This window comes from Polynucleobacter sp. P1-05-14 (assembly GCF_018881675.1).
GTDB lineage: Bacteria > Pseudomonadota > Gammaproteobacteria > Burkholderiales > Burkholderiaceae > Polynucleobacter.
Genome location: NZ_JACVPV010000017.1, coordinates 54,075 through 67,235, shown reverse-complemented (window position 1 = coordinate 67,235; position 13,161 = coordinate 54,075). Strand labels below are relative to the sequence as shown.

Here is a 13,161-nt window from a genome sequence, read left to right as displayed (position 1 = left end):
TTTGTCAGCGCCTTTACAGAGGAATATTGCCGTGTTTACGCGCAGGATTCTTCAAGTCTTTGTCTTTGAGCATCGCTAGTGAACGAGCAATCCGTTTACGGGTCTCGTGCGGGAGAATGACATCATCGATGTAGCCGCGACGACCTGCCACAAAAGGGTTGGCAAACTTCGACTTGTACTCAGCCTCACGTGCAGTGATTTTTTCTGGATCTGATTTCTCTTCACGGAAAATAATCTCAACAGCGCCCTTAGGGCCCATCACGGCAATTTCTGCTGAAGGCCAGGCAAAGTTGACGTCACCACGTAAATGCTTAGAAGCCATCACGTCATAGGCGCCACCATAAGCTTTACGAGTAATTAAAGTCACCTTAGGTACGGTGCAATCTGCGTAGGCATAGAGCAATTTCGCACCATGCTTAATAATGCCGCCGTATTCTTGTGCAGTGCCAGGCATAAAGCCAGGAACGTCGACTAAGGTCACTACAGGAATATTGAATGCATCACAGAAGCGTACGAAACGTGCAGCCTTGATGGATGCCTTAATATCCAAACAACCAGCCAGAATCAGTGGTTGATTGGCAACAATACCAATCGAACGGCCTTCGATACGAGCAAAGCCAATCACGATGTTTTTTGCGTAATCAGGTTGCAATTCAAAAAACTCGCCATCATCAACGATCTTTTCAATCAACTCTTTCATATCGTAAGGTTGATTTGGATTGGATGGCACTAAGGTATCTAGTGAAAAATCAGGCTCTTCTGTACGGTTCGCACCTTTGATCAAAGGTGGTTTCTCACGATTGGATAAGGGCAGGTAATTAAAGAAACGACGCAGCATCATGATCGCGTCAACATCGTTATCGAAAGCCAAATCGCAAACACCAGATACTGTTGAGTGAGTCACTGCACCACCTAATTCTTCGGCAGTAACATCTTCATGAGTAACGGTCTTCACTACTTCAGGGCCCGTTACAAACATGTAAGAACTGTCTTTGACCATGAAGATAAAGTCGGTCAAGGCTGGAGAGTACACAGCGCCACCAGCTGAAGGCCCCATGATCAAGGAAATTTGGGGGATCACGCCAGATGCGGTCACATTACGTTGGAAAATCTCTGCATAACCACCAAGAGATGCAACACCCTCTTGAATACGCGCACCGCCAGAGTCATTCAGACCGATTACAGGAGCGCCCACCTTGAGCGCTTGATCCATGATCTTACAAATCTTTTCCGCATGAGCTTCAGATAAGGAACCACCTAAAACGGTGAAGTCCTGTGAGAACACAAATACGAGGCGACCATTAATCATTCCGTAACCAGTTACGACCCCATCACCAGGAACGGTTTGATCAGCCATGCCAAAATCATGACAACGGTGTTCAACAAACATATCCCACTCTTCGAATGTGCCTGCATCAAGCAAAAGCTCAATGCGCTCACGAGCGGTTAATTTGCCCTTCGCATGTTGAGCCTGGATGCGCTTTTGCCCGCCACCCAATCGAGCAAGCTCACGCTTAGCTTCGAGTTGTTGAATGATTTCCTTCATTTCTTGCTCCTTAGAAAAATTCATGCCCCATGGCTTCCAGTAGCCGTCTTGCCGCCACTGAAGCTGCCATAGTTCCTTGGTTTACCTGTGCTGCCAAGCTTGGTAGAAGCGCTTGAACGGCTTCATTACTACGAAATGCGTTTTTTAATCCTGCATCGATGCGATCCCACATCCATGCGCCTGATTGTTCTTTGCGCCGGGAGTCAAATTTCCCATTGGCCTTTTGCAGGAATTCAAAATGAGAAACTTTTTCCCATAACTCCGGAACGCCATTACCTTCTAAAGCACTTAAGGTCATGACTTGCGGGTGCCAAAACTCTTTGTTATGGGATACATGATCTGGATTTCCTTGGAAACCCAGTAGTCGTAACGAACTGGTGATAAATAATTGAGCACGCATTGCGGCATCAGGATCGATGTCTACTTTATTGATGACGATCAGATCGGCAATTTCCATTACGCCTTTTTTAATTGCCTGCAGATCATCGCCAGCATTGGGGAGTTGCATTAATAAGAACATGTCTGTCATACCCGCAACGGCAATCTCACTCTGACCTACGCCGACTGTTTCAACAATAATCACATCAAAACCTGCCGCTTCAGCAACCAACATAGCTTCACGCGTCTTCTCTGCAACACCACCCAGCGTACAAGACGATGGACTTGGACGGATAAAGGCGTGCTCCAGAACGGATAGACGCTCCATACGGGTCTTATCACCCAAAATAGAACCACCAGAGATGCTAGATGAAGGATCGATCGCCAATACAGCGACTCGATGACCTTTATCAATGAGGTAAAGGCCTAAAGTCTCAATCAAGGTCGACTTACCAACTCCTGGAACACCTGAAATTCCCAGACGAAATGAATTACCTGTTTTTGGCAACAAAGAATTCAACACCTCATCAGCGCGATGACGATGATCCAGTCGAGTTGACTCAAGCAGCGTAATGATCTTCGCTAATGCGCGTCGCTGTTTTAGCGATGGCGCACCAGTGAGATCATTCACCAGGGCTTGATCAGCGGCTTCGAGCATGCCTATGGCCCGTACTAAGCTGGTTTAACAGACTTGCGGATTTGCTCGAGCACATCCTTGGCCGAAGCCGGAATTGGAGTGCCTGGACCGTAAATGCCCTTTACACCTGCCTCGTAGAGGAACTCGTAATCTTGCCTTGGAATCACACCACCAACGAATACGATGATGTCGTCTGAACCCTGTCTTTTTAATTCGGCAATGATGGCTGGCACTAATGTTTTATGGCCAGCAGCCAATGTAGAAACCCCCAAAGCATGCACATCATTCTCGATCGCTTGGCGCGCACATTCTTCTGGAGTTTGAAATAAAGGCCCGATATCCACGTCAAAACCCAAGTCAGCATAGGCTGTAGCAACCACTTTTGCACCACGGTCATGGCCATCTTGCCCCAGCTTTGCGATCATCACGCGAGGGCGACGACCAAAGTCTTTTGCAAAATCAGCAATTTCAGTTTGGAGTTTTGCCCAGCCTTCGGCTGAGTCATAAGCAGCTGCATACACACCGGTCACCTTTTGAGTATCGGCGCGATGGCGCCCGTAAACTTTTTCTAATGCATCAGATACTTCACCAACAGTTGCTCGTAAACGAATTGCATTAACAGATAACTCCAATAAGTTTCCAGAGTTATCCTCAGCAGCCTTAGTCAACGCTTCTAACGCAGCCTCTACTTTTTTGGAGTCACGCTTAGCCTTAATATCCTTAAGGCGTGCAACCTGACCTTCACGGACCTTATCGTTATCGATCATTAATACATCAACAAGATCTTCTTTGCCAAGCTTGTATTTGTTCACACCCACAATGACATCAGAGCCCGAATCTATCTTGGCCTGTTTTTCTGCAGCAGCAGCTTCAATTTTGAGCTTGGCCCAACCACTTTCAACCGCCTTGGTCATGCCACCCATGGCCTCTACTTCTTGAATAATTTCCCAGGCTTTGTCAGCCATTTCTTGAGTGAGGTTTTCCATCATGTAGGAGCCTGCCCAGGGATCGATCACGCTAGGAATATGCGTCTCCTCTTGCAGAATCAACTGCGTGTTACGCGCAATACGACTGGAGAACTCAGAAGGCAAGGCAATCGCCTCATCCAATGAGTTGGTGTGTAAAGATTGCGTGCCACCAAATACCGCAGCCATAGCTTCAACAGTTGTTCTCACCACGTTGTTATATGGGTCTTGCTCAGTCAAGGACCAGCCTGATGTTTGACAGTGCGTACGCAACATCAATGATTTAGGGTTCTTTGGCTCGAATGATTTCATAATGCGCCACCATAACAAACGGGCAGCACGTAATTTGGCAACTTCAAGGTAGAAGTTCATACCGATAGCAAAGAAAAATGAGAGGCGACCTGCAAAGCCGTCAACATCCAAACCTTTAGCAAGCGCTGTTTTTACATACTCTTTACCATCAGCCAAGGTGAATGCCAATTCCAAAACTTGATTAGCGCCAGCTTCTTGCATGTGATAACCCGAAATAGAAATCGAGTTGAACTTCGGCATGTGCTTAGCGGTGTACTCAATAATGTCGCCAATAATACGAATCGAAGGCTCTGGTGGATAGATGTAGGTGTTGCGCACCATGAACTCTTTCAGAATGTCATTCTGAATAGTTCCTGATAGCTGCTCCTGTTTTACGCCCTGCTCTTCACCAGCCACAATGTAACCAGCCAGTACCGGCAATACAGCACCGTTCATCGTCATCGAAACAGATACCTTGTCCAATGGAATGCCATCGAACAAGATTTTCATATCTTCAACAGAGTCAATGGCAACACCGGCCTTACCAACGTCACCAGTAACGCGTGGATGATCGGAGTCGTAGCCGCGATGAGTGGCTAAGTCAAAAGCAACGGATACGCCTTGACCACCTGCATCAAGCGCCTTGCGATAAAACGCATTGGATTCTTCTGCAGTTGAAAAACCAGCGTACTGACGAATGGTCCAAGGACGAACCGAGTACATCGTTGCTTGAGGGCCACGTACAAATGGTTCAAATCCAGGCAATGTATCGGTGTAATTAAGGCCTTCTACATCAGATGATGTGTATAAGGCTTTTAAATGAATCCCATCCGGGGTTTTCCAGCCCAAGGAATCAACATCACCATTAGGTGCCGATTTTTGCGCTGACTTTTTCCAGGCCTCTAGATTGGCGTCTGGAAATGATGGCCATGAATTATTTTCTTTAGAACTCACAAAAACTCCCGGTTAATTTTTGCTGCATTGCATCGAAATATCCTTACATTCTGCTTGACTATTTGTCATTTGTCTAGCTATCATGTATTCATAATTATGAATACAAAACTGAATAATAGGCCCTTATATGAGGATGTTGCTGACCGCCTGCGGGAGCAAATATTTAGCAAACAATTGGCTCCAGGAAGCTGGCTGGATGAGCAATCTCTCGCAGAACAGTTTGGGATTAGTCGCACCCCTATGCGTGAAGCAATCAAGGTTTTAGCCTCGGAAGGGCTGATAACGATCAAGATGCGTCGTGGTGCCTATGTGACTGAGGTAGCCAGAAAGGATCTAGAACAAATCTTCACGATTCTCTCCCTTTTAGAGGGTCAAGCAGCTAAGGAGACGGCGATTAAAGCGACTGAAGCAGAGCTAAATATGCTGGACCACCTGCATCACCGCCTAGAGAAAGCAGCTGCTGACCGTGATATTGAGCAGTTTTTTGAGATAAATGGCAAGTTTCATGAGCTAATACAAGAAATTGCAGGCAATAAATGGATGAATGGCGTTATTGCTGATCTACGTAAAGTACTTAAATTACATCGTAGAGACTCATTAACCAGCACCGGTAGACTGCAAAACTCATTAGTTGAGCATCGAGAAATCCTTCGAGCACTTCTCAAACGAGATGAGCATGCTGCTGAAGCGGTGATGCGCAAACACCTTGCCCAAGGGCTGGAAGCGTTAAGATAAAACCTATAAAAAATAAAGGCTTAGAAAGATATTCTAAGCCTTTAATCTAAGTAGCCTGAGCTAGCAAGGTTTACTTTTTAATAACAAAATTACCTGGCAAGCTGGAAACATAAGCAGCGATATCTTGCATATCAGCATCGCTAAAGGCTTGAACTTGTGAGCCCATGATGGCGTTATTACGACCATACTGAGGGTTGCCGTTACCTACTTTGTATGCTTTCAGAGCGTAATACAAGTAATCGGAATGCTGGCCAGCTAACTTTGGATAAGCCGGCAAGATTGGGGCATTGAGTCCGACACCATGGCAAGAAGCACAATTGCCCTTCTCTACCAATGCCTGACCTTTATCTACGTTAGCAGCGTTTGCTACATTTACCAAACCAATGCTGGAGAGCAAAACTGCTGTAATTAGTGCAAATTTCATAAAAGTATCTCTATGTATCTTTATCAATGAATCACTTCAATGGGTTGTTCGGTGTGCTGGCAGTTTGCGCAGCATAGTATTCGCCAATATCGGCCATATCTTGGTCAGACAAACTGGCAGCGATAGCGCGCATCGTTGGATGCTTGCGCTCACCCTTTTTGTACTCTGACAAAGCAGTAGCAATATAGGCGCCATTTTGACCGCCCAACATAGGCACTTTGTATACCAATGGGTAATCAGCGCGGTAATCAGGGATAGAGTGACAACCAACGCAAAGCCAAACCTTAGCATTACCAGCGGCGGCATTACCTTTAACTTCATCAGCCTGAGCAACTGAACCTGCAAAAGCTAAAGTTGCAGCAACGGCCAAATGAGGAAGAAATGAGAGTTTTTTCATAGAAATCAGTATTAATGAGTTTGATTTAGATCAATTTGGAAAGAGTATAGCGGACAGATGCCTTTCCCGTCATTTCAGAGGCCAAAATCAGTAGAAACACTGAAAAATTCCCCTTATTTACCTATACTTGAACGCTTAATCCAGTCTTTATTTAGGTATGTCCATGAGTAAATCCACCTCGCACTCCCCAAATCGCTTTGCTGGTAGCCAAAGCTATGTAGCCACTGATGATCTGAAATTGGCAGTCAATGCGGCCATTGCTCTGCAGCGTCCCCTTCTCATTAAAGGTGAGCCCGGTACTGGCAAAACCATGCTCGCTGAAGAAGTAGCTGCTGCCCTCAATATGCCGCTGTTGCAATGGCATATCAAATCAACCACAAAGGCTCAGCAGGGTCTATATGAGTACGATGCCGTAAGCCGTTTGCGAGACTCCCAATTAGGCGATGAAAAAGTAAACGATATTCGGAACTACATTGTCAAAGGTGTTCTTTGGCAAGCTTTTGAAGCAGATGAGCCGACTGTATTACTAATCGATGAAATCGATAAAGCAGATATTGAGTTTCCGAATGACTTATTGCGCGAAATTGATCGTATGGAGTTTTATGTCTATGAAACTCGTGAATTGATTAAAGCAAAACATCGCCCGCTTGTCATCATTACGTCAAATAATGAAAAGGAATTACCCGACGCCTTCTTACGTCGTTGCTTCTTTCATTACATCACCTTCCCGGATGCCAATACGATGCAAAGCATCGTGGATGTGCACCACCCCAATATCAAACAGGATCTTTTGGATGCTGCCCTCAAGGCCTTCTACCAGATACGCTCGTTGCCGGGCTTAAAAAAGAAGCCCTCTACATCCGAGTTAATAGACTGGCTAAAGCTCTTATTGGCGGAAGATATTCAGCCTGAAGCGCTGCACAGCAGCGATGAAAAGATTGTCGTACCGCCTTTGCACGGGGCTCTACTTAAGAATGAACAAGATATTCATCTATTTGAGCGCTTGGTCATGATGAATCGCAATCATCGCTAACTTGTTAGCCAGAAGACTTCTGACATGTTGATTCAATTCTTTCTAAATCTGAAAGAGGCCAAGGTGCCTGTTTCAGTGCGAGAGTTTTTAACTCTTTTGGAGGGTTTGAAATCGGGTGTTATTAACCCCTCGATTGATGAGTTTTACCAGTTATCGCGCTTAACCTTGGTTAAGGATGAGCAACACTTTGATCGGTTTGATCAAGTATTTGGCAGCTACTTCAACGGGATTGAACAAATCATTGCGCTCTCACCAGATATTCCACTGGAATGGTTAGAGAAAAAACTTCAACACGTACTAACGGATGAAGAAAAAGCTGCGCTGCAGAAGTTAGGTGGTCCGGATGCCTTAAAGAAGCGGCTTGAGGAGCTTTTAAAAGAGCAAAAAGAATGGCATGGCGGTGGCAATAAATGGATTGGCGCAGGTGGTTCTTCACCCTTTGGTCACAGCGGCTATCACCCCGAAGGCATCTGTATTGGTGGCGAGAGTGCTGGCAACAGAACGGCCATCAAAGTCTGGGAAGCTCGAGAATTTAAGGATTACGACAGCGATCTAGCATTAGGTACACGCAATATAAAAGTCGCTTTACGGCGCTTGCGTCGCTTTGCTCGCGAGGGATCTACTTTAGAGTTGGATTTAGATAAAACCATTCATTCAACAGCTGCCAATGCAGGCATGCTTGATATTCAAATGCGACCCGAGCGACATAACCAGGTCAAGGTTTTGCTACTGATGGATGTCGGCGGTTCGATGGATGATCATATCCAACGCATTGCTGAATTGTTTTCTGCCGCTAAAGCTGAATTTAAGCACTTAGAGCATTACTATTTTCATAACTGCGTTTATGAAAATTTATGGCAAAGCAATCGCCGTAGACGCGATCAAGTGACTGCAACGCAAGACATCATTAATAAATATGGGCCCGACTACAAGCTCATCTTTGTTGGAGATGCGACGATGTCTCCCTATGAAATATTGAGCCCTAACGGTTCTGTCGAGTACAACAACAAAGAAGCTGGGTCGGTTTGGATTAATAGACTGATTGATCACTTCCCCCATTTTGCATGGCTCAATCCAGAGCCTGAATCCATCTGGCAATACCGTCAATCAATCGACATCATGCAAAACCTCATGAAAGATCGTATGTACCCAGTCACTCTGAATGGCCTTGAAAGTGCCATGCGTCAACTTTCCAAGTAAGATTTCTTTTTCAATTTAATTACAGAAACCACATATGAGCACAACCATTAACGAACGCCTTAAGACCCTCGGCATCGATTTACCGCCACCAGGACCTCCTGCTGCTGCCTATGTCATGGCTGCCACCACTGGTAATACCGTATTTCTTTCTGGTCATATCGCCAAACGTGATGGTAAGCCTTGGGTCGGTAAGCTCGGTAAAGATATGGATACAGAAACTGGGAAAGCCGCTGCCCGCGCTATTGCGATCGACTTGATTGCTACATTACAAAACCACTTAGGCTCTTTAGATAAAGTAAAGCGCATCGTTAAAGTCATGGGCTTAGTGAACTCCACTGACAGCTACACAGAACAACATTTGGTAGTGAATGGCTGCTCAGAGTTATTGTTTGAAGTTTTTGGCGACGCTGGCAAACATGCACGTAGCGCCTTTGGTGTCGCTCAAATCCCGCTTGGTGCTTGTGTAGAAATTGAACTCATTGCGGAGATTTAATTGGTTTTAATTAAATAGGATCAAGCCCTAGTTTCTGGATGTCAGATTGCGTGTCGACATCCATTAAATAGGCCTTGTTATCGGTTGTAAATGATTTGACCAACTCTGGATGCTCATTCATATAGGGCCTGCAAACCATTCCGGGAATAGATAAAATTTGATTGATCACCCTTCTTGAAAACAATACCGGGTTACCTCGCTGACCATTCACCATTGGCAGAATGATTTCCTGGTTTGCGGCTCTTTGATTAAATTGCCCTAGCAATGCCTCTATCTCAGTACTCGCTATGCTGGGTTGATCGCATAAAGCAATCGTCAACACATCGTAGTCACTCCTTAGAGATTCAAGACCAAGACGTATTGAAGAGGCTTGACCCAATTCTGGCTGGAGATTTTTTACCCAAGTGATTGGGCTTGCTACGAACTGCTTGATTAATTTGATTTCTGCTTCAATTTGATCTGAGTAAAAGCCGGTAACAATCAGAGTCTCTAAGGGCTCAAGAGTTTGAATTGATTGGACAAAGTACTTTAACAAACTATCCCCGTCTTTTTTTAACAGGGCTTTTGGATATCCACCCAAACGACTTCCCTCACCCGCCGCCAATATCAGGATGGCTAGACGCAAATTGGGGCTTTTGGAGGATTCACCGGAGACTGTCATTAGAGTGATAATAAATAGTTATTAATAAAAGCTTTCACAAAAGAACGAAAAAGAAGAAAACGCATGAACAGCACCGATTTAAGCGTACTCAAATCTGCCGTCGAATGGCTCCAAGCGGGTCAATCTGTTGCGATTGCAACCGTTGCCCAGACTTGGGGTTCAGCACCGCGTCCAGTCGGCTCCTGGCTGGCTATTCGAGCTGATGGGCAAGTTGCTGGGTCTGTTTCAGGTGGCTGCGTTGAAGATGACCTTATTCGTCGAGTCCAATCTGAAATCCTCACTCGCGATACCCCAGAAATGGTGGTTTATGGAGTAACCCAGCAAGAAGCTGCCCGTTTTGGTCTACCTTGTGGTGGCACGCTTCGCCTGCTAGTCGAACCAAAACCAGAATTGGCAATTTTAGAGAAGTTGCTTGCAAATATTTCATCCCATCACATTACGCGCCGCTCCGTAAATTTGGCTACTGGCAAATCCACCCTCCGTTTAGGCGATCGCAGCGATGAATTTGCTTGCACCGAACAAGAAATGCAAACCACCTACGGCCCCCGTTGGCGCATGGTGATTATTGGCGCTGGTCAGCTATCCCTATACACCGCGGATTTTGCGCTGGCTTCCGACTTTGAAGTCGTTGTGATTGATCCCCGTGAAGAATATGCCGAGGGTTTAAATCGCTCAGACATCACCTTTGTAAAGGGCATGCCAGATGATGTCTTGCTGGAAATTGGCGTTGACTCTCACACTGCTGTCGTTGCTCTTACACATGACCCTAAGTTAGATGACATGGCTTTGATGGAGGCCTTAAAGTCACCTGCCTTTTATGTGGGGGCACTCGGTAGTCGCAAAAATACACAGAAGCGCAAAGAGCGCTTACTCGAGTTCGACGTGAGCCAAGAACAAGTTGAAAAGTTACACGGCCCTGTTGGGCTTTATATCGGCGCACTCACTCCGCCAGAGATCGCTGTATCGATTCTGGCAGAAGTGATTGCCGTTAAATATGGTGTGAGTATTTCGAAGAATACTTAGCTGATTTAACTAGCTTAGTTTGCTGTTAACTTGCCGTCTTTCAACCGCGGCTCAACAAAGTGGCCTTTGCGTGCGCGGTTACCTGCAAAAGACTTCAATGTTTTGGCATCAAGGCCGAGTTCAGTTGGTTTACCGGCACGTCCAGCGCCTGAATAGGTGGCACCATCCGACCCAACTGCGATAGCAGAAGCCAAGTGCTCTTTTTCATCCAAGCCCATCAAAATTACACCCTTACCGCCGGTTGGCAGACGCTTGAGTTCATCTAGCGGGAATACCAATAACTTAGAAGCTTCTGATAAGCAGGCAACTTGCTTCATACCTACTTTCACCTTGGCAGCACCTAAAGGAGCATCGCCAGGAACTTTAGCGTCCATGCTCAAGAATGATTTACCCGCTTTATTACGAGTAGTCATATCAGATACATTGGCCAAGAATCCATAACCTGCTCTAGTGGATAGCAATACTAAATCATCAGGTTGACCAGCGTAATAGGCAACCATTTGTGAGCCAGCAGCCAAATTGACGAAACTAGTTAATGGCGAGCCATCACCACGAGCCCCTGGTAATTCGCTGACAGGAACGGTGTATACCCGTCCGTCACTACCAAAGCCCTGAATAACGTCTACTGTTCTCACCTCAAAGGTGGCATACAAAGCATCACCTGCTTTAAAGCCAAATTGGGTTGCATCATGCTCATGACCTTGGCGCACACGTACCCAGCCCTTTTGAGAAACAATCACTGTAACCGGCTCATCAACGACCTTGGTCTCAGCAACAGCTCGCTTATCTTCCTGAATCAGGGTGCGACGATCATCACCGAAGTCCTTCATATCGGATTCGATTTCTTTAATGATGCGCTTGCGCAATACGGCATCGTTTTGCAATAAACCCTCTAGGTCATCACGTTCAGCCTTAAGCTCTTTCAGCTCTTGCTCGATCTTGATGCCTTCAAGACGCGCCAACTGGCGCAAGCGAATGTCTAGAATATCTTCAGCCTGGCGATCGCTCAGCTTGAACTCTTTAATAAGATCAGCTTTAGGTTCATCGCTATTGCGAATGATCTTGATGACCTTATCAATATTGAGAAGAACGGTTAAGCGCCCCTCCAAAATATGCATACGGTCTTTGACTTTGCCTAAGCGGTGCTGAGTTCTGCGCGTCACTGTGGCAACTCTAAATGCAACCCACTCAGACAGAATTTCTTTTAAGCCTTTTTGCCGTGGGCGCCCATCGTTACCAATCATCACCAAATTCATTGGTGCATTGGATTCCAATGAAGTGTGAGCAAGCAATAAATTGACAAACTCATTGACGTCAATATTCTTACTCTTGGGCTCAAATACCAAACGTACTGCGGCATCCTTGCTGGATTCATCACGCACGCCATCTAGCACATTCAAGATGGTTGATTTAAGATTATTTTGTTCAGGTGTTAAGGTCTTTTTGCCTACCTTAACCTTCGGGTTGGTGATTTCTTCAATCTCTTGCAAAACACGCTGTGAAGATGTAGCTGGAGGCAATTCGTTAACCACGATCTGCCATTGACCTCGAGCGAGCTCTTCGACAGACCAACGTGCACGCACTTTTATACTGCCGCGACCCGCTTCATAAATCTGCGCAATTTCTGCAGCAGAAGAAATAATTTGACCGCCACCTGGATAGTCGGGACCAGGCATGATTTCCAATAACTCTGAAGTGCTCATCTTCGGAGACTTCATTAAAGCAACGGCAGCGGTAGCCACTTCACGCAAATTATGTGAAGGAATCTCGGTCGCCATACCTACTGCAATACCGGATGCGCCATTGAGCAATACAAACGGTAGGCGCGCTGGTAATAATTTAGGCTCCTGGAATGAGCCGTCGTAGTTCGGTGCAAAATCTACAGTACCCTCATCAATCTCACTCAGTAGCAAACCAGCAATCTTGGTTAGGCGAGCCTCGGTATAACGCATCGCTGCCGCGCCATCGCCATCGCGCGAGCCGAAGTTACCTTGACCATCGATTAATGGGTAACGCAATGAGAAGCTTTGTGCCAAACGAACTAAAGCATCATATGCAGATTGGTCGCCGTGCGGATGGAACTTACCCAATACATCACCAACTACACGTGCACTCTTCACCGGTTTTGCATCAGCGCGTAAGCCCATTTCGCTCATCGAGAACAAAATACGGCGCTGCACAGGCTTCTGACCATCAGACACATCTGGTAGTGCACGACCCTTAACCACGCTAATTGCGTAATCTAGATAGGCACGCTCTGCGTACACCGCCAGAGTTAAGTTATCTTTTCCATCTTCATTGAGATCAATTGTTTTGGGGTCGTGATTGCTTGATCCACCACCCGAGGTAGCAGCTACAGCAGGAGCTTCATCTACTTCAACAATATCGATTTCGATCGGGCTAGAGAACAAGTCGGCCTGATCA

Annotated in this window: 12 protein-coding genes; 5 read left to right on the top strand and 7 right to left on the bottom strand. The window is 46.0% G+C overall.

The features are described 5' to 3' along the window. Window positions 1-13: 13 nt before the first annotated feature. From ICN37_RS07865 to scpA, 3 genes are read right to left on the bottom strand one after another with little or no spacing between them, the layout of a single operon-like run. Complete coding sequence (locus ICN37_RS07865; protein WP_072582555.1) at window positions 14-1,546, bottom strand: acyl-CoA carboxylase subunit beta; 1,533 nt, start codon at window positions 1,544-1,546, stop codon at window positions 14-16. Between the two features lie 10 nt (window positions 1,547-1,556). Continuing rightward, on the bottom strand, window positions 1,557-2,582 hold the full coding sequence (meaB, locus tag ICN37_RS07860; RefSeq protein WP_215322122.1) for a methylmalonyl Co-A mutase-associated GTPase MeaB: 1,026 nt from the start codon (window positions 2,580-2,582) through the stop codon (window positions 1,557-1,559). Window positions 2,583-2,596: 14 nt separating this feature from the next. Continuing rightward, window positions 2,597-4,771 (bottom strand): methylmalonyl-CoA mutase, encoded by a 2,175-nt coding sequence (gene scpA / locus ICN37_RS07855; protein ID WP_215322120.1) that lies wholly within the window; start codon window positions 4,769-4,771, stop codon window positions 2,597-2,599. Between the two features lie 96 nt (window positions 4,772-4,867). Between scpA and ICN37_RS07850 the strand changes: the two genes are divergently transcribed. Further along, window positions 4,868-5,506: a GntR family transcriptional regulator gene (locus ICN37_RS07850; RefSeq protein ID WP_216156392.1), complete on the top strand. Its 639-nt coding sequence runs from the start codon at window positions 4,868-4,870 to the stop codon at window positions 5,504-5,506. A 70-nt stretch (window positions 5,507-5,576) separates the two neighbouring features. Here the strand turns inward: ICN37_RS07850 and ICN37_RS07845 are convergent, their stop codons facing one another. Both ICN37_RS07845 and ICN37_RS07840 read right to left on the bottom strand, forming a co-directional pair. Then, window positions 5,577-5,930 carry a cytochrome c gene (locus ICN37_RS07845; protein ID WP_216156388.1) on the bottom strand — a complete coding sequence of 118 codons (354 nt, stop codon included), beginning with the start codon at window positions 5,928-5,930 and terminating at the stop codon, window positions 5,577-5,579. Window positions 5,931-5,961: 31 nt separating this feature from the next. Next, window positions 5,962-6,327 carry a cytochrome c gene (locus ICN37_RS07840; RefSeq protein ID WP_215322115.1) on the bottom strand — a complete coding sequence of 122 codons (366 nt, stop codon included), beginning with the start codon at window positions 6,325-6,327 and terminating at the stop codon, window positions 5,962-5,964. Window positions 6,328-6,490: 163 nt separating this feature from the next. Between ICN37_RS07840 and ICN37_RS07835 the strand changes: the two genes are divergently transcribed. The 3 genes from ICN37_RS07835 to ICN37_RS07825 are packed head-to-tail and all read left to right on the top strand — an operon-like array spanning window position 6,491 to window position 9,053. Then, window positions 6,491-7,360, top strand: coding sequence for a MoxR family ATPase (locus tag ICN37_RS07835; RefSeq protein ID WP_215322113.1), 870 nt, complete (start codon window positions 6,491-6,493; stop codon window positions 7,358-7,360). A gap of 24 nt (window positions 7,361-7,384) precedes the next feature. Further along, window positions 7,385-8,560, top strand: coding sequence for a VWA domain-containing protein (locus tag ICN37_RS07830; protein WP_216156385.1), 1,176 nt, complete (start codon window positions 7,385-7,387; stop codon window positions 8,558-8,560). Between the two features lie 34 nt (window positions 8,561-8,594). After that, complete coding sequence (locus tag ICN37_RS07825; protein ID WP_215322105.1) at window positions 8,595-9,053, top strand: RidA family protein; 459 nt, start codon at window positions 8,595-8,597, stop codon at window positions 9,051-9,053. 10 nt (window positions 9,054-9,063) lie between these two features. On the opposite strand, the gene ICN37_RS07820 is transcribed toward ICN37_RS07825, so the two are convergent. Beyond that, window positions 9,064-9,714 carry an NTP transferase domain-containing protein gene (locus ICN37_RS07820; protein ID WP_216156380.1) on the bottom strand — a complete coding sequence of 217 codons (651 nt, stop codon included), beginning with the start codon at window positions 9,712-9,714 and terminating at the stop codon, window positions 9,064-9,066. 63 nt (window positions 9,715-9,777) lie between these two features. Between ICN37_RS07820 and ICN37_RS07815 the strand changes: the two genes are divergently transcribed. After that, complete coding sequence (locus ICN37_RS07815; RefSeq protein WP_216156377.1) at window positions 9,778-10,737, top strand: XdhC family protein; 960 nt, start codon at window positions 9,778-9,780, stop codon at window positions 10,735-10,737. A gap of 14 nt (window positions 10,738-10,751) precedes the next feature. On the opposite strand, the gene parC is transcribed toward ICN37_RS07815, so the two are convergent. Next, window positions 10,752-13,127 (bottom strand): DNA topoisomerase IV subunit A, encoded by a 2,376-nt coding sequence (gene parC / locus ICN37_RS07810; protein WP_370623833.1) that lies wholly within the window; start codon window positions 13,125-13,127, stop codon window positions 10,752-10,754. Between the last annotated feature and the right edge of the window lie 34 nt (window positions 13,128-13,161).

Bases quoted from the DNA above. Each gene is read 5' to 3' on its own strand.
- ICN37_RS07865 (WP_072582555.1), bottom strand. From the start codon at position 1,546: ATGAAGGAAATCATTCAACAACTCGAAGCTAAGCGTGAGCTTGCTCGA.
- meaB (WP_215322122.1), bottom strand. From the start codon at position 2,582: ATGCTCGAAGCCGCTGATCAAGCCCTGGTGAATGATCTCACTGGTGCG.
- ICN37_RS07850 (WP_216156392.1), top strand. From the start codon at position 4,868: ATGAATACAAAACTGAATAATAGGCCCTTATATGAGGATGTTGCTGAC.
- ICN37_RS07845 (WP_216156388.1), bottom strand. From the start codon at position 5,930: ATGAAATTTGCACTAATTACAGCAGTTTTGCTCTCCAGCATTGGTTTG.
- ICN37_RS07840 (WP_215322115.1), bottom strand. From the start codon at position 6,327: ATGAAAAAACTCTCATTTCTTCCTCATTTGGCCGTTGCTGCAACTTTA.
- ICN37_RS07835 (WP_215322113.1), top strand. From the start codon at position 6,491: ATGAGTAAATCCACCTCGCACTCCCCAAATCGCTTTGCTGGTAGCCAA.
- ICN37_RS07830 (WP_216156385.1), top strand. From the start codon at position 7,385: ATGTTGATTCAATTCTTTCTAAATCTGAAAGAGGCCAAGGTGCCTGTT.
- ICN37_RS07825 (WP_215322105.1), top strand. From the start codon at position 8,595: ATGAGCACAACCATTAACGAACGCCTTAAGACCCTCGGCATCGATTTA.
- ICN37_RS07820 (WP_216156380.1), bottom strand. From the start codon at position 9,714: ATGACAGTCTCCGGTGAATCCTCCAAAAGCCCCAATTTGCGTCTAGCC.
- ICN37_RS07815 (WP_216156377.1), top strand. From the start codon at position 9,778: ATGAACAGCACCGATTTAAGCGTACTCAAATCTGCCGTCGAATGGCTC.